We start from the raw sequence: 21,520 nt of genomic DNA, 5'->3' as shown, positions 1-21,520 counted from the left end.
CTTTACAGCGTGAAGCAGGTTCGCGATTTAACCGTTTCTGATTTTCCCATCGATACCCGGCTGAGGCTTTCCAAACAGATAGCCTTGCGCGAGATCGCAGCCCAGCGCCTGGAGGTTTTCCAGCTGCTCCTGCGTTTCAACGCCCTCTGCAACCGTCTTCATATTCAGGGACTTCGCCATACCCGTGATGAGTTTGATTATCGTCAGGGCATCTTCCTGGGTAGAGATCGAATGCACGAAGGACTTGTCGATTTTGATTTTATCGAAGGCAAGCTTACTCAGTCGGGAAAGAGAAGAGTATCCGGTACCAAAATCATCGATGGAGATTTTCACGCCCAGGGATCTGAGCTTGTTAAGCGTATTTACCGGCGTACTGCTCCCGGCAAAGAGAGAAGACTCCGTCACTTCCAGTTCAAGACGGTCGGCCTGAAGGCCGGTCTCTTTGAGGATGGACAACACTATTCCGGCAAAGGCTTTGCTGCTTAGCTGAACAGGTGAGACATTCACTGAAATTTTTGCCGGAACCGCCCAGGACGCCGCTTCCCTGCAGGCCATTTCCAGCACCGATTTCCCCATCTCATTAATCATGCCTGTTTTTTCAGCCACCGGAATAAAGCTATCCGGCGACAGAAGCCCCTTCAGAGGATGCACCCAACGAATAAGGGCTTCATAGCTGTAAATATCCTGGGTGAACGAATCGACGATCGGCTGATAATAGACCACGAACTCTTTATTCACTAACGCCATGGCCATATCGTGTTCAAGGGTTCGGCTTTCCAGCAGCTTTTGTAGCATGCGTTGGCGGAAGACTTTTATCTGACCGGAGCCCTCTTTTTTAGCTTCATACAGCGCCAGATCGGCAAATTTATACAGATAGTCGGCGCGGCGTTCAGTCTCTGAAATAACGATACCAACACAGGTGGCGATATTTACAATCGTGTTATCAATCGTGTAGGGCTGGTTGATAGCCTCACATATTTTTTGGGCTCGCAGGACAGCGCTGCTCTCTGTCAGGCCAGACGAAAGACAGGCAAACTCATCTCCACCTAAGCGATAAAGCGTTTCTGATGTCAGGCTGATCGACGTCAGACGGTCGGATATCTGACGTAACAGCATATCGCCTGCATCATGACCCCAGCTATCATTAATCTCTTTAAACCGATCTAAATCAAATAACATCACCGTTACCGCTTTATTATTTCTTTCTGCAATCTCGATGACTTTTTTTAGATTATCCCAGAAAAACTGGCGGTTATTCATTCCGGTAAGGGAGTCGTGATAGACGTCATATTCCAGCTGTGCATTCTGGATTTGCAGTTTTTCTTTTGATGTCTGAAGCTCTTCAGCAAGGCTCTTTACCTGAAGATGCGCCTGAAGAATATTTCTGTTCTGATAGAATATCAGCGTACCTAATATGGCACTCAGTATGATCAGCAGAACAGAGGTCGTTGAATAAATATAATACAGAGTTTGAATTTTGAGGTTAGCACTATTAATCGAGGTAACATCCTTATCCAATGCGCTGGATGAAAGATGGCTTAATGGCGCATCGAGTGTGTGCATTGTTTTCAGGTATGTTTCGAGTTCTGAACGGGTCATTTTCTCAAGATGAACATCCAGATATTTAAGTGTCTTTTCAAGGTGGAGAGCCAGTTCCTGATGCGCTTTATTGCTTTCAATATAGCGCCCTAAATCACCTTCTTTCGTTAAATCACTCTGGCTGAGCATAATGTCAAGACGCAGGCGGACATCATCGATCGATAGCGTGTCATCGACAGTGTAAAGCCCCAGCACGGATTCAAATCGGTAATATTCTGATACCAGCTGCGCAGCAGACCATGAATCGGTGTAGTGGGTCAGTTTTTGTAACTCTTGTTGCCTTTCATGCACCAGAAAAGAGATATATCCGGTGGAGATAAAGAGGAAAAAAATGATGCCCGCCAGTATCCTGTTCATGATGCTCTCCTGAACGCCTATTCAATCGTCATTTTGCTGACCTGCCATGCAGATCTTGAATAGTAAATCTGATTGTTCAGTTCAGGTATGCTGTCATAGGGATATACGATGAATAAAGGGCCTTTATCACGGATACGCATATATTCTCCGTTGATTTTCAAGGCCAGAATAACGTTGTATTTTTTGAAATCATTGAGAGGGATAATGGTGGTGTAGTCATTGAGCGCGGTGACCTTAACGACAGTCCCCTTCGCCCCGACATAATCCATCAGCTTTTGCACGGGAACACCCGTAAAGGTAGGGCGCCCATCGTACCAGGGAGAAGTGGTCTGGAAACTGACCATGCCCAGTTTCTCAAGGCTGGCGATATCAAAAACGGCTTTCCCGTCTTCATTTGTATTTTGTATATTACCGGACATCGTTAAAAGGACTTTACCGGCAGGTTTGGAAAGCTCACCAGCCCAGGCCTGGGTGGATATCACAAAGCTTAACAACAAGACAATTAACCGCATTCTAGCCTCACCTTTCCGTCGTATGTACAGAAGTATAATTTAGTTATAATGCTATTAATATATGTCACCAGGGCATTATGGATTCAATAAATTCCATTAAAAATTTAATGCATTAAAATCAAAGAGTTAACGACTTTGGCGTTTCCTGAACTGGATTAAGGAAGGTCTGAATTGTTATTTGGGGCAGGTTAAACCCTATTCTGCTTGTACAAAAAACAAGCCAGCGGGTTGATGAGTGTAAATAAACCCTCACAGAGATGAAGGTCTAATTTATCTTGCGACCACAGGGTATCGTTGTTTTGCAGTTAGTGCCTTGGTTGATAAATCGAAGCTATGCCCCACCGGGGTCCAGCGTAAAGGCTGGGCCCCGGTTTACTTCCCCCTACCCCCGCTTAATCACAGGCACATCCCCTGTATCATTAAGTGCTCCCGGGAACGTCTTCAGCCATTGCACCACTTTTTGTTTATTGATATGCACCACACTCATCCCTTCCAGACATCCCCATAACTCACGGGTGTGCTGTGGTGTAATCACAATACAGTCTTTCATTACCCGGATTTTCACCGGCATGCCGCTAATAAAACCCGCCTTAGGCAGCCAGTCACCGCTTAGCGGAAGATATCTGTTGTGGATCCGCGCATATAGCTCACAGCACGCCGAACTCTCTTCCTGCGTTGCGGCCCGCTGATGCACATTCGCTTCACAAGTCTCCTTCCCATGCAGACGATCGGTCCTGTTTTTGCGTACAAGCTCGTGGTTTTCGGTATTTTTCGGTAATGGCTCTGAATTTGTTTGGGCAAACTCGTAACCTGGCTTAAAATTCCATTCAGCCATAATCAACTCTCCATTCAGTTGTTTTGTGGTTAGCGGCATAAGGGTATTCCACTACCTTTATGCCGCGATTTTTAAATAACGCTTCCCGTTTTTTGTTCATGCACTCTTTAATAGATATTGTATTTTAACTTGCTGGATATAAATACAGTACCTGCTTGTGAAATAAATGCGAGGCGCCTTCAGAAAAATATGCGTCCTAAGGCGGCCGACCACTGAACGTCTTTCTTAACCCTCTGCAGGGGCGTAATTACTAGCAACAGGAAAATAAGTCATGGCCACCCCACCGCTCGAAACCGAACGCTTGCTGCTGAAACCTCTCACCCCCGAAGATGCCCCCCAGATCCAGCGTATCTTTCCCCGATGGGAAATTGTCCGTTACCTGGTCGCCAGCGTCCCCTGGCCCTATCCCGATAACGGGGCGCAGCACTATGTTGAAAACGTGGCGTTGCCGGCAAGCAAAGAAGGTAAAGGTTGGTTCTGGACGCTACGCCGGAAAGCGGAGCCGCAGGAGGTCATCGGCGTCATTTGCCTGATGGATACGCCGGACAATAACCGCGGCTTCTGGCTGGTCCCGGAATATGAGGGTCAGGGTTATATGACCGAAGCCTGCCAGGCGGTAACCCGCTTCTGGTTTACCGACCTGGATCGCGAGGTGTTACGCGCCCCGAAAGCCGCCATCAATAGCCGGTCCAGAAGCTTATCCGAGCGCAGCGGCATGCGGTTAGTGCGTGTAGAAAAAGGGCAATACGTTGCCGGTGAGCTGGACACGGAGTTGTGGGAAATCACCCGCGAGGAGTGGCGGCGGTTAAATCCGTAACCCGAGTCGCCACGTGACATGAACCTTCCCCACTGCGGCGCGGCGCGTCACGATCATAACCCCTCCTCCGACAGCATCCGCCCCTGACTGAAGCTCAAGTCATCGGCGGCCTGATATGGCGGATCCTCGCCACAGGTTGTCAGTTTTGCGCCAGTACCCTGCCCCCTTTTTCGCCAGGATAACAACACAACATCACCTGGAGAAAAACCATGCTGCCTAATCCCTCGCAGAAGTACGCCGCCTTTGCCCCGATTGCTTTACCCGACCGCCAGTGGCCGGACAAGATCCTGACCCAGGCCCCGCGCTGGCTCTCCACCGACCTACGCGATGGAAACCAGGCCCTGGCCGAGCCGATGGATATCCCGCGCAAGCTGCGCTTCTGGGAGCAGCTGCTGAAGTGCGGATTTAAGGAGATCGAGGTCGCGTTCCCCTCCGCCTCAGAGACGGATTTTCAGTTTGTCCGTCAGCTGATTGAAGAGCAACGCATTCCGGATGAGGTGACCATTCAGGTGCTCACCCAGGCGCGCAGCGATCTGATTGAGCGTACCTTTTCCTCGCTGGAGGGGGCTAAACGCGCCACGGTGCATCTCTATAACGCCACCGCGCCGCTGTTCCGCCAGCTGGTTTTTCGCCAGAGCAAAGAAGACATTATCCAGCTCGCCGTCAGCGCCACGCGCCAGATCCGCGCCCTGTGCGAAGCCAACCCGCAGACGCACTGGAACTACGAATACTCCCCGGAAACCTTCTGCTTTACCGAGCCGGAATTTGCCCTGCAAATCTGTGAAGCGGTGGCGGATGTCTGGGAGCCCTCTTCCGCACGGCCGATGATCGTTAACCTGCCCGCTACGGTCGAGGTCAACACGCCCAACGTCTATGCCGATCAGATTGAGTACTTCTGTCGTCACTTCTCCCGCCGACGTGAGGTCTGCATCAGCGTGCATCCCCATAACGATCGCGGCAGCGGCGTCGCCAGCGCCGAGCTGGCCCTGCTTGCCGGAGCCGACCGGGTGGAAGGTTGCCTGTTTGGCAACGGGGAGCGTACCGGGAACGTCTGTCTGGTGACGCTGGCGATGAACCTCTATAGCCAGGGGGTTTCACCCCAGCTCGATTTCAGCGATATGAAGCTGGTGGTAGATCTGGTGGAGCAGTGCAACCAGCTGCCGGTGCATCCGCGCCATCCTTACGCCGGCAAGCTGGCGTTTACCGCCTTTTCCGGCTCGCATCAGGACGCGATCAAGAAAGGTTTTCACGCCCGGGAACAGTCAGCCTCCCCGCGGTGGGAGATGCCCTATCTGCCGGTCGACCCGAACGATATCGGCTGCAGCTATGAGGCGGTGATCCGCGTCAACAGCCAGTCAGGTAAAAGCGGCGCGGCCTGGATGCTGGAGCAAAATCATGGTCTGGTACTGCCCCGGGCATTGCAGCAGGACTTCAGCCGCCACGTCCAGGCGCACACCGACCGGGAAGGGAGCGAGATGACGCTGAGCGCGTTATGGCAGCTCTATCGCGAGCTGTATGGCCCGCATCAGCTCGCCCCGCACCAGCTGCTGGACTACCGGACCGAAAGCCAGACGGACGGTGGGCTGGCCCTGTGGGCCCGTGTGCAGACCGCCGACGGGATTGTAACCTTAGAGGGGAGAGGCAACGGCCTGCTCTCGGCCGCCGCCGGTGCGATAAAGAGCTGCTTTAACCTGACGTTCGCGATCGAGGATTATCACGAGCATACGCTCGGCAGATGCAGCGAAAGCCGGTCCGCGGCCTATATCCGCTGCAGCTTTAAGCAGGGCGTAAGCCGCTGGGGAACCGGCATCGACAACGATGTTTCCCGGGCGTCGCTTCAGGCGCTGTTGAACGCGTTGCCGGAGAGCGACTCGGGCTGGAAGTAGTCGCTCGGGGCCACGCCGAGGGTGCGGCGGAACATGGCGCTGAAGGCGCTGTGACTCTCATAGCCGAGGTCCAGCGCTACCCGAAGCACGGACTGCCCCTGGGCCAGGCGGTTCAGTGCCTCCATCAGCCGCGCCCGGCGCAGCCATTCGCTGAACGCCAGCCCGGTCTGCTGGCGAAAGTGCCGCAGCAGGGTACGCTCGCTGATATTGAGCTGGCTGGCGGCCAGCGCCGTGGTCCAGCGGGTGCCCGGCTCAGCCTGAATCTGACGGCACAGCGCCAGCAACGCAGGAGCCTCGGGTTGAGGCAGATTGAACGGCAGCACGCTTATCCCGCGGATTTCATCGAGGATCAGCTCATAAATGCGCTCCGCCCGGCTGCCCGCCGCATAGCGTTCCGGCAACTGCAGTGAGGCGATGATCAGCTCGCGCAGCAGGGTGGAAATCTGTACCACCTGGCAAACCGACGGTAAATCCGCCCGGCCAAAGGGATCGATAAACAGCGTCCGGGCCGCCACGTTGCCGGTAATCAGCAGGCGATGCTGCGTCCCGGCGGGCAGCCAGACGCCCCGCCCCGGCGGCACAATCCAGAACCCCTGCACCGTCTCCACGCGCACCACCCCGCTGAGGGTATGCAGAAGCTGGGCACAGGTGTGGCTGTGCCAGGGTTCCGTTTCGCCATGGGTATAATCATGGGCAAAGGGCACCAGCGGGCGGGTGGCAAAGCTGAACTGCTGTTGGGTTGTCATAGGTTATTTATTTTTCGCATTCTGCGAGATGATAAAATCTAAAAAACTTCCGCGGCGTCTCTGGCGGAAGAAATATCTTTGACGAAATCGCCACATAATTATCGTTCATCATAGGGATAAAAATACAACCCTCTTACTGAGTTATTACGCCCTGTCCAATCCTATCTTATCAGTGCCTTTCGCAGAAGCCGCTTATTTTTGAGTATGCCATAATAAGGAAAAAAGCAAAAATATATCCAAAAGAAGAATAGTCTGAATTATGCCTCCCGGAAATGTGTGTCACGTCACAGTGGCTATTATTTATATTCAATAACTAAGGAGGCCGGGATGACATCAGGAAACAACACTTCAAAACACTACCCATGTCCACCGTTTGTGGAGCAGCCACAACAAATACCTGGGCTGGCTTCAGAAATGAAGCCAATCCCCGATCATGGCGAGACGAGTTATATCGGTTCAGGCAAACTTGCAGGTAAAAAAGCCCTTATTACTGGCGGCGACTCCGGTATTGGACGTGCAGTGGCGATCGCTTATGCCCGTGAAGATGCCGATGTGGCCATTGGTTATTTGCCCGAAGAAGAGTCTGATGCTGCGGCGGTGATCGCGCTTATTCAGGCGGAAGGACGTAAAGCTGTCGCGATCCCGGGTGATATTCGGGTGGAATCGTTTTGCGATACCCTGGTTGAACGGGCGGTGAGTGAACTGGGCGGCCTCGATATTCTGGTTAACAATGCCGGGAGACAGCAGTATTGCGAGTCCATTGAGGAGCTCACGACCGCGGCTTTCGACGCGACCTTTAAAACCAACGTCTATGCTCCCTTCTGGATTACGCGTGCCGCGCTGCGCCATCTGTCTGAAGGTGCGGCCATCATTAACACCTCCTCGGTTCAGGCCTTCAAACCCAGCGAAATCTTGCTGGATTATGCTCAGACCAAAGCCTGCAACGTGGCATTCACCAAATCCCTGGCCAAACAGCTTGGCCCGAAAGGTATTCGGGTAAACGCAGTGGCTCCTGGCCCATACTGGACGCCACTACAGTCCAGCGGCGGTCAGCCTCAGGAAAAAGTGCAGCAGTTTGGTGCAGATACCCCGCTGGGCAGACCCGGTCAGCCGGTTGAGATCGCGCCCCTGTATGTTCTGCTGGCGTCTGACAGCAGCTCTTATGCCTCCGGTCAGGTCTGGTGCTCAGACGGTGGTACCGGCGTCGCGTAAGGGTTTATTAAATCTGGCGCGCCTGATGAAGAGTAAGGAATATTATAAAATCCGTTATCTTAAGCGGTAACGGATTTTTAATGAGCGCAGGTCACTCCTGAAATATTATTGCAGGCGGAAAGCCTGTGCAGGAAATTTGTGTTTCAAGCGTCATCGCTGCCGTTACGCTTATTTCTTTGAAGCAAAACGTGCCCGGAGCAAAATTATCAACTATCCTAAGATCATTGAATAGATGTCTATATTCACTTTTCAGCTGTTTTATTTTCTGTAACTTTTAGCGATCGCCTCGTTATAAGGTGTATAGATCGGTCCTGAAAGCGGTTCAATGTTGAAGATGGATAGGTTTCCTGTTTTTTCAATCAGTTCCTGGTACTGAACGCAAACAACAGACCTGCGTTCCGGCGTAAGATTATTTAAAGGACAACAGCTATGACTCACATTCACGATCATTCCACGGTTAACACGCAGTATCCTGATACGCGTTTGCCTGAAACCGTCGCGAGCAGCACCACCAGTGCCGTATCATGGGGCGCCATCTTTGCGGGCGCGGCGGCAGCGGCATCCTTGTCGTTAATCCTGCTGATGCTGGGCGCCGGATTAGGCCTGACGTCCGTGTCGCCATGGGAAAATGACGGACTTGAAGCCGGTACGGTAGGTATTGCGGCGATAGGCTGGCTGACGTTCACGCAAATCGTGGCGTCAGGTATGGGGGGCTATCTGGCCGGACGCCTGCGTACCAAATGGGTTGGTACCCATACCAATGAAGTTTACTTCCGCGATACCGCCCACGGGTTTTTAGCCTGGGCTGTTGCTGCACTGGTCTCGGCAATGTTGTTAACCTCCACCGTGAGTTCCATTGTGGGTGGAAGTGCTAAAGTCGTGGGTTCCGTTGCAGGCGGCGCTGCCGCAGCGACGGTAGGTGGCGCAGCGGGTATGGCTAACGCCTCCTCTGAAGGTTCAGGTTCGCCAATGGACTACTTCGTTAATTCGATGTTCCGTCCAGGTACACCTGCTGCCGCACCAGCTACCCCAGCATCGCCAGATGCGCCAGCAGCAGCGCCCGCTGCCCCGGCACCTCAGCAGGATCTTACTCCAGCACAGTTGAATGAAGTTACCGGTATTTTCACCAACAGCATCACCACCGGTCAGTTACCGCCGGAAGATCGTCAGTATGTCGCGCAGCTGATTGCTCAACGTACGGGTATCAGCCAGCAAGAGGCTGAACAACGCGTACAAACCACCTATGACAAAGCTCAGGCTAAATTAAAAGAAACGAAAGAGAAAGCTCAGCAGGTTGCTGATACGGCTCGCAAAACCACCAGCTATCTGATGCTGTGGACATTCATTTCTCTGCTGGCCGGTGCTTTCGTCGCCAGCCTGTGTGCGACCTTTGGTGGCCGTCAACGCGATCTTTAATACTTACTATTCCAGGAGGTTTATATGCGCTCATTACTGCTGTTCTTTTTAGGCGTCCCGATCCCAATCATTATCCTGATTGCGCTGTTCTGGCACTAACCGGTATCTGAGAGGATACATTCAGTCAAAACATAAATGCCCGAAAGGGCATTTATGTTTTTTGGCATAACCGTCAGTGATACAGTGGCTTGCAGACATATCAGAGGATTATCAGAAATGACGATTGTATTTGTTCCGGCCCTGATCGCCGTGCTGGTGGCTAAAGAACGCGAAATGGGACATGAGTTGACCCAGGAAGAGGTTGAATTGATTCGCGACAGCGCTACGGCCATCGAGCTACCTGAAGAGATTGCTGAAGATATGGCCAAAGAGCGTGGCTACCCTGACATCGATCCGGAGAATGTCTGGAGCGAGTGGCTGACGTACAAAGCAACGCGCTCGGCATAACGGTAAAATGATTTAACGTTTCTCCCTACCCGGCGGCCAACATCCTGCTGGGTCTTCACCTCCTCCCACCGCAAAAATCAAAAAATCCATCGCCAATGGTTGCATTATAAAACCAAATACCGCAGGCTCTATTTAGTTTCATGTTAAAACTAAATAACGTCTTCTGAGGTGTCATAATGAGTACGCAACGTTCAACGGCTTTGATTACTGGTGCATCTTCCGGGATTGGCGCGGTCTACGCCGACCGTCTCGCCGCCCGCGATTACGATCTGGTGTTAGTTGCCCGCCGGGAAGCGCGCCTGATGGCGCTGGCGGAGCAGCTGGAGCAGCGCTATGGGGTGAAGGTCACCACCCTGACAGCGGATCTTACCGATGAAACCGGGATCCGCGCCGTGGAGGAGATCCTGCACAACAACACCGCTATCGATACCCTGATCAATAACGCCGGCACCGCGCAGATGGCCCCCTTCCTCGCAGGAGATGTGGCGCAGCATCAGGCGATCAATATCCTCAACACCACTGCCCTGATGCGCCTCACCTATGCCCTGCTACCGCGTCTGGCGCAGAACAATCGCGGCACTCTGATTAATATCGCCTCGGTGCTGTCGATCCATGCCCGGGCGGGAAGCGCACTCTACAGCGCCACCAAAGCCTGGGTGCTGAATTTTACGCGTGGACTGCAGGAGGAGTTCGCCGACAGCCAGGTGCGGATCCAGGCGGTATTACCGGCAGCCACCGCCACCGAGATCTGGGAGCTGTCCGGTATCACCGCTGACGACCTGCCCGCCGGGTCGGTCATGACCACCGACAATATGGTGGATGCGGCACTGGCGGGGCTGGATCAGGGGGAGCTGATCACCATTCCGCCGATGCATGATGAAACCCTGTGGACGCGCTACGAAGAGGCGCGGCTGGCACTGTTTGCCAGCGCCCGTACCGGCGAACCGGCACCGCGCTACCTGCCGCGCTGAGGGTTAGTGCTTAAGCTGGCCGCCGTACTTGTTCATCCAGGCGGCCAGCGTGGACGCTGATCTCAACCCTGCGACATCGCTGTCGCAGGGTTACAGTCTCTCTGGCATAGTGAGGCAGACGCAACCTGCTGAAAGGAAGAAAACTATGCTCGAACTTCGCCCGAACTGTGAATGGTGTGATCGTGACCTGCCCCCTGACGCTCAGGACGCCCGAATCTGCTCCTTTGAGTGCACCTTCTGCGCCGCCTGCGTTGAAACCCATCTCAACCATCGCTGCCCTAACTGTCAGGGAGAACTGGTGCGCCGCCCGGTGCGCCCGGCCAATAAACTGATTAACTCCCCTGCCTCCACCCTGCGGGTGCATGCGCAAAAAAGTTCCTGACGCTCTCCGCTTTCTGACGATGAGGTAAATGATGATCCAGCTGCAGACCATCCCGGCACCGCGTAATTTCACGGATGTGGCGCCGGTGTTGCTCACCGATACGACGATGCTCGAGCGTAAAAATAAGGTGCTGACCCGCATGAGCGAGGCGGGCTATGACGCCCTTGTCATTTATGCTGATAAAGAGCACGGGGGGAACTTCGAGTACCTCACCGGATTTGTGCCCCGCTTCGAAGAGGGTCTGCTGATTGTGGATACATGGGGCGCGGCAACGGCGATTCTGGGCAATGAAAACCTGAAGATGGCGCAGCATTCGCGGCTCCCGGTTACGTTAAAGCACTGCCCCTATTTTTCGCTGCCGAATCAGCCGATGGAGAATGAGGCTTCGCTGGAGACGCTGTTCAGCGACATCGGCCTTCACAAGCTGGGTAAAATCGGGCTGGTCGGCTGGAAAATGTTTACCTCACCCGGGCCGGACAATACGCAACTGTTCGACCTGCCGTACTTTATCGTCGAGGCGCTCAAAAACAGCACCGACGCGAAGCTTGAGAATGCCGCGTATCTGTTTATCCGCGGCGATAACGGCGCCCGCGTGACTAACAATGCGAACGAAATCGCCCATTACGAATATGGTGCCAACCTCGCCTCCAGCTGCATGCTGAATGCCATGAACGCGGTGGAGCCGGGGATCCGCGAAACCGAACTGGGGGCGCTGCTCGCTGCGGAAGGCCAGTATCAGACAGTAGTCACCATCGCCGCCGCCGGACAGCGTTTTGAGAAGGCGAACTTCTATCCCACCTATAAAAAGCTGGAGCGCGGCCAGCCGCTGTCGATGACCACCGGGTTTAAAGGCGGCTTATCGAGCCGGACCGGATTTGTGATTGCCGATGTGAGTGAGTTGCCTGAAGCGCAAAAAGATTATCTGGATCGGGTGGCAAAACCCTATTTTGCGGCGGTCGCCAGCTGGCTTGAGACTATCCGTATCGGGATGCCGGGCGGCGAGATGTATGCCCATATCGAAAAGGTGCTTAATAAAGCGCAGTATGGCTGGCATCTCAATCCGGGACATCTCAGCGCCGATGAGGAGTGGATGTCCTCCCCGATTTATCCTCACTCCACCGAGACGCTGAAAAGCGGGATGATCCTGCAGATCGATATTATCCCCTCGGTGCCGGGCTACACCGGGGTAAGCGCTGAGGAGAGTATCGCCCTGGCGGACCAGGCATTGCAGGAGAAAATTCAGGCGGCGTGTCCGGATTTGTGGGCGCGGATTTTGACCCGCCGGACGTACATTCGCGAGGTACTGAAGATTAATCTCGCGGATGAGGTGATCCCGCTGTCGAATACCGTGGCCTATCTGCGCCCGTTCCTGCTGGCGAAGGATAAGGCGTTCACCTGCTGAGCCCACTTTGCCCGGCGGCGCTGCGCTTGCACGGGCCTACAGTTTTTGTAGGCCCCTGAATTTACTGCAACGCTTCCAGAATGTGATATGCCGCCTTCACCCGTTCGGGGTTGGGGTAATTTTTATTCGCCAGCATCACAATGCCGAGCTGCTTCTCGGGGATAAAGGCGATGTAGCTACCAAAGCCGCCGGTCGCCCCGGTTTTATGCACCCATGAGGCCTTTACCGGCGGCTGTGCCGGGGTGATGGCCCTGGCATCACGTGCCGCCAGGGCGTACTTATTATCCGCCCCCGCCTCCAGCGTTTGGGAGGTCACCGGCCAGTTCAGCATTTCCCAGCCCAGGCCCTGATACATATCGCCCACCTGCCAGTACCGTGATTGCGCGAGTGCCACCCCCTGTTTTAGCGACGCGTCCCGGATGCCATCGGGCTGGATGTTGGCCTGCAGCCAGCCTGCCATATCGACGATAGAGGTTTTAACTCCGTAGGCTTCGGCATCGAGCATGCCCGGCGAGACGTGGACGGCCTTGCCGTTCCGGTAGCCCCAGGCATAGTTCGCCTTTTCACGGGCCGGGACGGTGACCCAGGTATGGGTGAGGTTTAGCGGCTGTAGCACCCGGCGGGTGAGCGCCTGCTCGAAATTCAGCTTCGAGGGTTTGACCGCCAGGGCGCCAAACAGGCCAATACTGGCGTTAGCATACTGGCGCTTCGTGCCCGGGGCCCACTCCGGGTGCCAGGTCTGGTAGTATTTTTCCAACGATGCGGCATCGGTGACGTTGTCCGGCACCTGCAGCGGCAGGCCGCCCGCAGTGTAAGTCGCCAGATGCAGAAGCGTGATGCCTTCCCACTGCTTGCCCGATAACGCCGACCAGTACTTGCTGGCAGGATCGCTGAGCGCAATCTCCCCGCGCGCCACCGCATCGCCCCCCAGTACCCCGGTAAAGGTTTTGCTCACCGAGCCAAGCTCAAACAGCGTCTGGCGGGTGACGGGCTTGTTCCCGGCTACGTCCGCCTGCCCCCAGGTGAAGAAGTACGGCTTGCCCTGATAAACCACCGCCACCGCCATACCCGGAATTGCCTGCGCCTTCATCAACGCCGTAATGGTGGGGTTCACCACCTTCGCGATCTGCGCCTCTTCGGTTGTCGCAAAGGCGGAGCCGGACATAAGAGCAAAGAGCGCGCACAGCAGGGATTTTTTCATCAGGAATATCTTTTGCGAAAAGTGAGGCGGGTATTTTGCAGGCATGACGGCGGAATGTAAAACGGACCAGGGAGCCTGCATGGCTCCCGGTTAAGCCCCGCCGAAAAGCAGCCGGTCGCCCATACTTATCCCCATTTTGCGCAAATACTTGCCGCGGAAAATTTGTTCCTGTTCCCACTCAGAGAGGGCTTTGTCCGTGTCATCAGGCCAGGCTTGCAGGGCATCGCCTAAGGCCAGAGCATTAGCGGCCGCTTTTGAGGTGCTCGCCGCGGTATGAGGCCGGGGGATAGAGGCGGCATCGCCCAGTAAAATCACCCTGCCCTTCACCATCTTATCGACCGCGAGATCGCGTATCGCCTGGGCAAAGGGTTCCTTTGTTGCCTGCACAATGTCGCGGAAGCCGGGCGGGAGGAGTGTTTGTGCTTCAGTATCAAGATGCGCCTTCCAGCGTGCGGCCAGCAGCCCTTCAGGCACGGAATAACGTCGCGCCACACCGTCGGTTCCCGTCATGATCGCTTCCCGCTGCGCGTCATCAACAATCCGATACCAGACCCAGTTGTAAAAGCGGTGGCCTGGCCGTAAATCGTTATCCGCACCCGGCACCAGATAGCCCAGAATGTGCGACCCCAGGTTGCTGGCGAAAGCAAAATCGCCGTGAAGCTGCTGTCTGGCCCGTTCGGGCATGGCGTTTTCCGGCACCAGCCCGCGCCAGGCGATATACCCCGCGTAGTCCGGTGTGTCGTTCCACAGCAGTTTGCGCACAAACGAACCGTTACCGTCAGCCCCGATAAGCAGATCCCCGGTCTCCCTTGCGCCCCCTTTAAAGTGGGCGGTGACGTGATGATCATCAGGAAACGTGATATCCGTAAGGAGACTATTTTTATGGTAATGAATATCGCTAATCGTCGAGCGCATCAGGGAGTAGATCAATGACCACGAGGTCTGCACCTGGGGGGCATGCTGCCTGTGCTCCACCGAGCCGTCCGGGCGAAACACCACTCTGTGCGCTGAGCGCACACCCAGATTGTCCCAGTCGCGTTCGATGCCGCTGCGGCGGATTAACGCCACCACTTCGGGTTGCAGCACGATGCCGCCGCCCCGGCTGTCGAGATCCTGAGCCGAGCGCTCAAAAATATCGACGTCCCAGCCCGCCTGCTGCAGCATGTTCCCTGCAAATAACCCCCCTAACGAGCCGCCGATAATCAGGGCCCGCTTTCTCGGGTGCATTTCACCGTTCATATCGGTCTCCTCCACCTTCATGATTAACCTCTCACTGTGGAGAAGGCTAACACTGTTATTTAATGGTGATAATATAGTTAAAACAGCTAACAGCGTTGCAACATGCGCAACGATTCGGGGAGAGTAAAATGGATATGCTGGCATCGCTTGAAGCCTTTATTACGGTCGTCGAAGAGGGCGGGTTCGCGCCGGCAGGCAGAAAATTAGCGCTGGCGACCTCTTCGGTGACGCGTCAGATCGACGGGCTGGAAAAGGTGCTGGGTACGCAGCTGCTGACCCGCTCGACCCGCAGCGTGGGGCTGACGGCGGCCGGGCATGTCTACTTCGAACACGCGGTAAGGATCCTCAACGATCTGGAGTATGCCAATCAGGAAGTGCGGGACCAGACCGGGGAACCCCGGGGGGTGTTACGGATCAGCCTGCCGGTCTCGTTTTCCAGGCTGCATATCGCCCCTCTGCTGGCCCCCTTCTCGCGCCGCTATCCGTTAATCTCCCTGGATCTGACCTTTACCGATGAGGTCGTCGATCTGGTGGAAAAGCGGCTAGACTTGACTGTCCGACTGGGTAAGGTCGACTCCCCTAACCTGATCGCGCGTAAGTTACTTTCCCAGCGTCGGTGCGTCTGCGCCAGCCCGGACTATCTGAAAGCGAATGGCTATCCTGAGGTGCCTGGAGATTTGAAGAATCACAATTGCCTGATCTTTTCCTATTCGTCCGGAAAAACGAAGTGGTATTTCAATGGGGAGAGTCAGATCGCCATTGATGTGAAAGGCACGCTGAAGTGCAACAACTCAGAAATTTTGCGCGAAGCGGTGTTAAGTGGCTATGGCATTGCGCTCCTGCCTGACTGGCTGATCGGCAAGGATATTCAGGACGGGAAGCTGATCAGGTTACTGCCGCAATGGCGCGCGGAAGTTAACGACGGTGAGGATGATTCCGCGATTTATGCCATCTACCATCCCACCCGCAGGAACACTAAAAAAGTGAAGGTGTTTGTCGATTTTCTGATGGCGCATCTTTCCCCGGAGTCGGAAAGTGAATAGTGCAAATTCAACAGCGTTGCGTCTGACGCAACGTACTTTTGCGTAAACATGAGGTTCTGTTATCGCTGGCTGTGCGGTATGTTGATGAATATTCAGGTATAAAAATCGCCATATCCCATTTCTAACGCTGCAATCTGGAGTGACATGTATGTCTAAACCCAAGCTGTTTACACCGTTACGTATCCGCAATCTTGAACTCGAAAACCGTATCGTGATCGCCCCGATGTGCCAGTACTCCGCCGAAGAGGGCTGCATGACCGACTGGCATACCCTTCATCTGGGGCAACTGGCCCTATCCGGCGCGGGCCTGCTCACCATTGAGGCGGCAGCCGTTTCCCCTGAAGGCCGGATTACCTACGCTGACGTCGGGCTCTATGATGACAAGACAGAAGAAGCGATGGGCCGGGTGCTTGCCACTATCCGTAAGTGGTCAGATATTCCTGTTGGCATCCAGCTGGCCCATGCGGGCCGTAAAGCCTCAACCTATAAGCCGTGGGATAAGCACGGTCAAATCCCACCCGATCAGCAGGGTGGCTGGCAGACCTTAGCCCCTTCTGCGGTACCCTACAGCGAAGGCTATACCCTCCCCATCGCTCTCGACAGCAATGGCCTGGCCGAAATCCGCAACCAGTTCGCGGAGGCCGCAAAACGTGCCGCCCGACTGAATATCGACCTGATCCAGATCCACGCCGCGCATGGCTATCTGTTACATCAATTCTTATCCCCGCTCTCTAACCAGCGCACGGATAATTACGGCGGTTCGCTGGAAAACCGCGCCCGCTTCCCGCTGGAGATCGTCGACGCGGTGCGGGAAGCCTTCCCTGCCGATAAAGCGATCAGCGTGCGTATCTCCGCAACCGACTGGGTCGAGGGCGGATTTAATCTCGAAGAGGCCGTGGAATTCTCGAAAATGCTGGAAGCCCGCGGAGTGGATGCGATTCACGTCTCCAGCGGCGGTCTGCATCCGGATCAGCAGATTGAGGTCTACCCTGGTTATCAGGTGCCGCTGGCACGCGCGGTAAAAGCTGCCGTCAATATTCCGGTGGTGGCGGTAGGGTTGATTACCGATCCTGAACATGCGGAGTCCATCGTCGCCAGCGGGGATGCGGATATCATTGGGATCGCCCGGGGCGCGCTCTACAATCCGCGCTGGCCATGGCATGCGGCGGCGGAGCTGGGTGCCCAGGTGCATGCGCCGGACCAGTATCTGCGCTGCCAGCCGCACACGCTGAAGAATTTGTTTAAGTCCTGATCCTTCCTCTGACGGGTACCCGTGGCACACGGGTACTCTTCATGCCTCAGCTCCGGGATAGATAAGCGAACTCATTCCTGCGATTGCCGTTGAGCTAATGATGAAGAGGGTAAACAAAATAACAAAGAGCCAGCTAAACAGATAAAATGCATTACTCGCCCCCAATCCTCTGCGGGAGAGAAATACATTATCAGTTGAGATAAAAGTGCCGGACATGTTGCGAAATTGCACAATATAATAAACGCAATAACCCAGCATAAGGAATAAGAACAGAACGCCAACCACCTTATGAAAAACAGTCGCAAGCAGCACGCTAACGGCTATGATAGTTAAATAGACTACTGCTGCGGTCGATTCCATTTTTCTTAATTTGTTTCTGATGGCACTATCGTGCAGCGCTTTCCAGCGACGAAGCGAGCTGATACTGAACCCATATTTCTCACACAACTCATTATCAGGGATGCCTTCTTTAGCCTGCCGCAGAAAATCAGCAATTTGTTCCTCTGTAAAACGCTTTCTGCTCATAGAGTCTCTTCCTTCGCAGAATATAGATGAGATTTGGCCTCATCTGAAAAGATGAGTAGTTGAAAGATGCTGAGTGAGAAAGGTATAGATTTTAGATACAAAAAAGCCCGTTTTCACGGGCTTTTATGCAGAATTTGGCGGAAGCGTAGAGATTCGAACTCTAGAACCCTTTCGGGTCGCCGGTTTTCAAGACCGGTGCCTTCAACCGCTCGGCCACGCTTCCAGAGTGAGGCGCACTATAAACATCTCTGCGCGCTATGTAAAGGGGGAATTGAAGAATTTGATTTTCTTCCAGTATATTGCCCGGCGGCGCTGCGCTTGCACGGGCCTACAAAAAGAGTAGGCCGGGTAAGCGCAGCGCCACCCGGCAATACTTACCTTAGAACCACGCCTCCCACATCGCGCCGACGTTGAAGTCGTCGAGCGTTTCGTCCTGGGTGTTGTTCACACGGGCGGTGCGTTCGTTATCCACCTTGCCGCCGGTGGCGTAGAAGCGCAGCATCGGACGGAATTCCGGGCCCATGGCGATGGAGATGTTCTGCGACAGGGTCAGCTTCCAGCCTTTGTTATCCCCGCCGTTGTCGTAATCAACATGCTGCCAGCCCGCTTCCAGCCAGGTGGAGTGAACGTCGTTCCACCAGTGCATCGGACGCACGATGGCGTTGTAGTTTTTGCGGTTGTCGGTGCTGTCCCGGCTGTTGTCGTAGTCGTGGAAGGCCAGAATGTACTCCACCTGGGTCGCCTGGGTGAACTTGTGCAGACCTTCGAAGCTGGCGTACACCGTGGTCAGATCCTCGGTTTTGTTGAACACGCTGTTGTCCGAGTTATCCGAGTAACGGGCGATCACCTTGTTGACGCCGCTGTCATTGGTGTGGCTCAGGACCACGCCGCCCTGCCAGGCGTTCATCCGCTCGTCGGTGTCGATGGCTTTCGAGTCAAAGCCGTAGTTGGCGTACAGCTCCAGGTCGACCGGGCCCAGCTTCATGCCGTGAATTTTGGAGGTAGCGGCGTAGTTGCCTTTGTCGCCGGTGCCGGAGCCGCCGGTACAGGTGATGCGCGACGGGTTGGCTTCGTCATCCATCACTTCCGGGCTACAGGATTCCACTGCCGCCACGGTGGCCACGTCAAACTGCACGCCGCCGATGTCGAAGTTCTTCACCCCGGCACCCTGGCCGTCGTGGTTCATCCAGAAGTAGTCGTTGATGCCCTGCTGCGGACGCTGGTGGAAGTCACGCCCGGCCCACAGATACGCGTTCGGGTTGGATTCCAGAATATTGGTCACCCCGGCGTAGGCCTTTTTCAGGTTAACTTCGTCGCCCCAGTGGTCGATCATCACGTTGACGTCCCAGATGGCCCCGTTCTCGCCCTTAAAGGCTTTGGAGAGCTGGAATTCGCCGCCGTTGCTTTCGTTACCCAGACGACCAATCGCCGAGGCGCCGTTGTAGGAGCCATCCACGGCAACGTATTTCTGATCGGCGGCCTGGAAGTGCGCGCCGTAGCGGGCATAACCGGTAAATTTAATCCCGAACGGGATCGCCATATCCGGGGACTGGGCGGCGCTCTGGGGTTCGTTAATGACGTCGGCTTTTTTCGCCACCGCGGCATCCATTTTCGCCTGGCGATCCGCCAGGGCTTTATCCACCGCTTTGGCCACAATGGCGTCGATTTGCTCCTGCGTAAATTCCTGCGCGAGGACAGAAATCGGGCAAAGCGCGGCGAGAACCGCCATTGTTAATGGAAGTTTTTTAATCATATTCATGGTTATCTCAATATATTTAAATTTTATTCAGACAATAACCACCCCGTTCCGGACTGACAGAATATGACGCTGGCATCAGAACAAGTTGATTTTTATTTTTAGGGGCCAGAGGATTCATACTATTATCGTAAGGCTATCTCCTTCACTCAAAATTATTATTCAAAGCGTTGTTGTAAAAAACGCGGAATGCGACAAATAATCGACTGGGACATACCCTCCATTTTCCAGGCCGCTTGCTCAATTACGTTATTTCACTATCAGAGTAAGATAATGCTCAAACGTGAACCTCGTCGCAAAATACCCTTATGTCTCGACGATCACAGAAATAAAAAAACATAATTACTTAATTTAAAAACGTAATGGATTCTCCCGGGCCACCTGTGTCAGAAAGAGCCTAACATTCATAAAACAAATCGGAGATCGGATTAGAATGAGTAAAACGATAATGCAAAGCCGGCATGATGAATATCATAAATTATCTCGCGGGGAGCGCATTGGTTACGGGATGGGAGACTTTGCGCAAAACCTGGTGTTTGGCACGATCGGGGGTTTTCTGGCGCTTCACATGCTGACGGTAAATACTATCGGGACAGCCACGGCGGGATTCATATTTCTTTTTGTCCGCATCATCAATGTGTTTTGGGATCCGATGGTAGGAACCTATGTTGATAAAAGAAGTTCAAAGGCCGGAAAGTATCGTCCCTGGATTTTAAGGGCGGGCGTGCCGCTGGTTATTCTTTCCGCTTTACTTTTCGCGCCTATTCCTGGCGTCAAAGGTTCCGTTCCCTTTGCCTTTATCGTTTATCTGGCACTGGATCTCGTTTATTCCGTTGTGAATATTCCTTATGGTTCACTGAATGCGTCCTTAACGAGAGATCCTGAATCTATTGATAAACTGACCAGTACACGCATGATGCTGGCGAACAGTGCCAATCTTCTGGTCTATACCCTCTTTCCCATGTTTGTCCAGATGGCCTCGCCAAAAGATCGTAGCCTCAAGGATACGAGGTTCTTTGGGCTTGAACTCAATATGGGGAATTACACCGATCCCTCCGCGAACTACGCCTGGTTTGGTGTTTACTCGATCTATATGATAATCGGAGCCGTTGCGCTTTTCATTTGCTACAAATTCACCAAAGAACGCGTTGTGGCCTCTGCTGAGCAGACGGCGAACGTTAAAACGACAGATTTATTCCTCGAACTCAAAAATAATCGTCCCCTGGTTATTCTCGGACTGTTTTTTATGCTGGCCTTTACATTCATGTTCTTCATGAACACGGTAAATGGCTTTTTCAATCAGTATGTTGTCGGTCATTCTGAATGGATGGGCGCCGTTGGCCTTGTTGCTTCAATTCCGGGCATTCTGTTCCCCATTTTCTGGCCAAAGCTTAAGAAAATTTTTGGCAAAAAAGGATTCTTCCACATTTTCCTGGGCATGTTTATTGTCGGGGAATTATTGACTTACGTTTGGTCACGCGAGGGTATGCATGATGCACTCTGGCTGGCTTATATCGCTACGTTTATTAAACAGTGGGGCTTAACCTCGGCGACCGGATTTATGTGGGCACTGGTCCCTGAAGTCATTGCTTATGGTGAGCTGAAATCAGGCAAGCGTAATGCAGCCATCATCAATGCCATTATGGGTCTCTTTTTCAAAATTGGTTTTACTATCGGTGGCGCGATTCCACTGTGGTTACTGGCTGTTTATGGCTTTAACGAAACAGGTGCGCAGCAAAGTGCGACTGCTATCGACGGTATAATTATCACCGCGGTCTGGATCCCTATTGTTTTAGCCTTTATCTCGATGATCGTTATCCATCTTTATCCCATCTCAGATAAACATGTCACAGATATTAATCGTCAGCTTGATGAGATCCGCGTCTGATTATATTTTCATTGAAAAGCCTCAGAACACGATA

General features: G+C 53.8%; 19 protein-coding genes and 1 tRNA gene. 11 read left to right on the top strand and 9 right to left on the bottom strand.

Going from position 1 to position 21,520, the window contains the following annotated elements:
- Window positions 1-27: 27 nt before the first annotated feature.
- The 3 genes from M8318_RS20150 to M8318_RS20140 all read right to left on the bottom strand — a co-directional run bounded on the left by M8318_RS20150 (window position 28) and on the right by M8318_RS20140 (window position 3,303).
- Window positions 28-1,956, bottom strand: coding sequence for a putative bifunctional diguanylate cyclase/phosphodiesterase (locus M8318_RS20150; protein ID WP_262664221.1), 1,929 nt, complete (start codon window positions 1,954-1,956; stop codon window positions 28-30).
- Between the two features lie 17 nt (window positions 1,957-1,973).
- Window positions 1,974-2,468 (bottom strand): molybdopterin-dependent oxidoreductase, encoded by a 495-nt coding sequence (locus M8318_RS20145; protein WP_106992658.1) that lies wholly within the window; start codon window positions 2,466-2,468, stop codon window positions 1,974-1,976.
- A 382-nt stretch (window positions 2,469-2,850) separates the two neighbouring features.
- Window positions 2,851-3,303 carry a SymE family type I addiction module toxin gene (locus M8318_RS20140; RefSeq protein ID WP_262664220.1) on the bottom strand — a complete coding sequence of 151 codons (453 nt, stop codon included), beginning with the start codon at window positions 3,301-3,303 and terminating at the stop codon, window positions 2,851-2,853.
- A gap of 271 nt (window positions 3,304-3,574) precedes the next feature.
- Between M8318_RS20140 and M8318_RS20135 the strand changes: the two genes are divergently transcribed.
- A complete protein-coding gene (locus M8318_RS20135; RefSeq protein WP_262664219.1) occupies window positions 3,575-4,120 on the top strand; it encodes a GNAT family N-acetyltransferase in 546 nt (181 codons plus the stop codon).
- 209 nt (window positions 4,121-4,329) lie between these two features.
- Complete coding sequence (gene leuA, locus M8318_RS20130) at window positions 4,330-6,006, top strand: 2-isopropylmalate synthase (RefSeq protein WP_262664218.1); 1,677 nt, start codon at window positions 4,330-4,332, stop codon at window positions 6,004-6,006.
- On the opposite strand, the gene M8318_RS20125 is transcribed toward leuA, so the two are convergent.
- On the bottom strand, window positions 5,958-6,752 hold the full coding sequence (locus tag M8318_RS20125; RefSeq protein ID WP_262664217.1) for an AraC family transcriptional regulator: 795 nt from the start codon (window positions 6,750-6,752) through the stop codon (window positions 5,958-5,960). The genes leuA and M8318_RS20125 overlap by 49 nt on opposite strands.
- 327 nt (window positions 6,753-7,079) lie before the next feature.
- On the opposite strand from M8318_RS20125, the gene M8318_RS20120 reads away from it, so the two are divergent.
- The 6 genes from M8318_RS20120 (at window position 7,080) to M8318_RS20095 (ending at window position 12,582) form a co-directional block, all read left to right on the top strand.
- Window positions 7,080-7,964 carry an SDR family oxidoreductase gene (locus M8318_RS20120; RefSeq protein WP_262664215.1) on the top strand — a complete coding sequence of 295 codons (885 nt, stop codon included), beginning with the start codon at window positions 7,080-7,082 and terminating at the stop codon, window positions 7,962-7,964.
- Between the two features lie 429 nt (window positions 7,965-8,393).
- Window positions 8,394-9,380 (top strand): hypothetical protein, encoded by a 987-nt coding sequence (locus M8318_RS20115; protein WP_261642664.1) that lies wholly within the window; start codon window positions 8,394-8,396, stop codon window positions 9,378-9,380.
- A 216-nt stretch (window positions 9,381-9,596) separates the two neighbouring features.
- Entirely contained in the window at window positions 9,597-9,827 is a 231-nt protein-coding gene (locus tag M8318_RS20110; protein ID WP_262664211.1) for a hypothetical protein, read from the top strand.
- A 176-nt stretch (window positions 9,828-10,003) separates the two neighbouring features.
- Window positions 10,004-10,798: an SDR family NAD(P)-dependent oxidoreductase gene (locus tag M8318_RS20105; RefSeq protein ID WP_262664209.1), complete on the top strand. Its 795-nt coding sequence runs from the start codon at window positions 10,004-10,006 to the stop codon at window positions 10,796-10,798.
- A gap of 145 nt (window positions 10,799-10,943) precedes the next feature.
- On the top strand, window positions 10,944-11,180 hold the full coding sequence (locus tag M8318_RS20100) for a DUF1272 domain-containing protein (protein WP_262664208.1): 237 nt from the start codon (window positions 10,944-10,946) through the stop codon (window positions 11,178-11,180).
- Window positions 11,181-11,208: 28 nt separating this feature from the next.
- A complete protein-coding gene (locus tag M8318_RS20095) occupies window positions 11,209-12,582 on the top strand; it encodes a M24 family metallopeptidase (protein ID WP_262664207.1) in 1,374 nt (457 codons plus the stop codon).
- 61 nt (window positions 12,583-12,643) lie between these two features.
- Here M8318_RS20095 and ampC read toward each other — a convergent pair whose 3' ends face one another.
- Both ampC and M8318_RS20085 read right to left on the bottom strand, forming a co-directional pair.
- The gene (gene ampC, locus M8318_RS20090; protein ID WP_262664665.1) at window positions 12,644-13,786 is read right to left on the bottom strand and encodes a CMY2/MIR/ACT/EC family class C beta-lactamase; all 1,143 of its coding nucleotides are present in this window, start codon (window positions 13,784-13,786) and stop codon (window positions 12,644-12,646) included.
- An 87-nt stretch (window positions 13,787-13,873) separates the two neighbouring features.
- Complete coding sequence (locus M8318_RS20085) at window positions 13,874-15,022, bottom strand: FAD binding domain-containing protein (protein ID WP_262664206.1); 1,149 nt, start codon at window positions 15,020-15,022, stop codon at window positions 13,874-13,876.
- Between the two features lie 128 nt (window positions 15,023-15,150).
- Between M8318_RS20085 and M8318_RS20080 the strand changes: the two genes are divergently transcribed.
- Together M8318_RS20080 and M8318_RS20075 are read left to right on the top strand one after the other, a co-directional pair.
- Complete coding sequence (locus tag M8318_RS20080; RefSeq protein ID WP_262664204.1) at window positions 15,151-16,065, top strand: LysR family transcriptional regulator; 915 nt, start codon at window positions 15,151-15,153, stop codon at window positions 16,063-16,065.
- Window positions 16,066-16,213: 148 nt separating this feature from the next.
- Window positions 16,214-17,317, top strand: a complete 1,104-nt coding sequence (locus M8318_RS20075) for an NADH:flavin oxidoreductase/NADH oxidase (protein ID WP_262664203.1) — start codon at window positions 16,214-16,216, stop codon at window positions 17,315-17,317.
- A 39-nt stretch (window positions 17,318-17,356) separates the two neighbouring features.
- On the opposite strand, the gene M8318_RS20070 is transcribed toward M8318_RS20075, so the two are convergent.
- The 3 genes from M8318_RS20070 to M8318_RS20060 form a co-directional block, all read right to left on the bottom strand.
- Window positions 17,357-17,842, bottom strand: coding sequence for a transposase (locus M8318_RS20070; protein WP_262664201.1), 486 nt, complete (start codon window positions 17,840-17,842; stop codon window positions 17,357-17,359).
- A 135-nt stretch (window positions 17,843-17,977) separates the two neighbouring features.
- Window positions 17,978-18,065: transfer RNA gene (locus M8318_RS20065), tRNA-Ser, on the bottom strand.
- A gap of 156 nt (window positions 18,066-18,221) precedes the next feature.
- On the bottom strand, window positions 18,222-19,601 hold the full coding sequence (locus M8318_RS20060; protein WP_262664199.1) for a carbohydrate porin: 1,380 nt from the start codon (window positions 19,599-19,601) through the stop codon (window positions 18,222-18,224).
- Between the two features lie 445 nt (window positions 19,602-20,046).
- Between M8318_RS20060 and M8318_RS20055 the strand changes: the two genes are divergently transcribed.
- Window positions 20,047-21,486, top strand: coding sequence for an MFS transporter (locus M8318_RS20055; protein ID WP_262664664.1), 1,440 nt, complete (start codon window positions 20,047-20,049; stop codon window positions 21,484-21,486).
- Window positions 21,487-21,520: the final 34 nt, after the last annotated feature.

Source organism: Leclercia tamurae (genome assembly GCF_025566055.1).
In the GTDB taxonomy this organism is placed as follows: Bacteria; Pseudomonadota; Gammaproteobacteria; order Enterobacterales; family Enterobacteriaceae; genus Enterobacter; species Enterobacter tamurae.
This window is presented reverse-complemented; position numbering and strand designations above follow the sequence as displayed.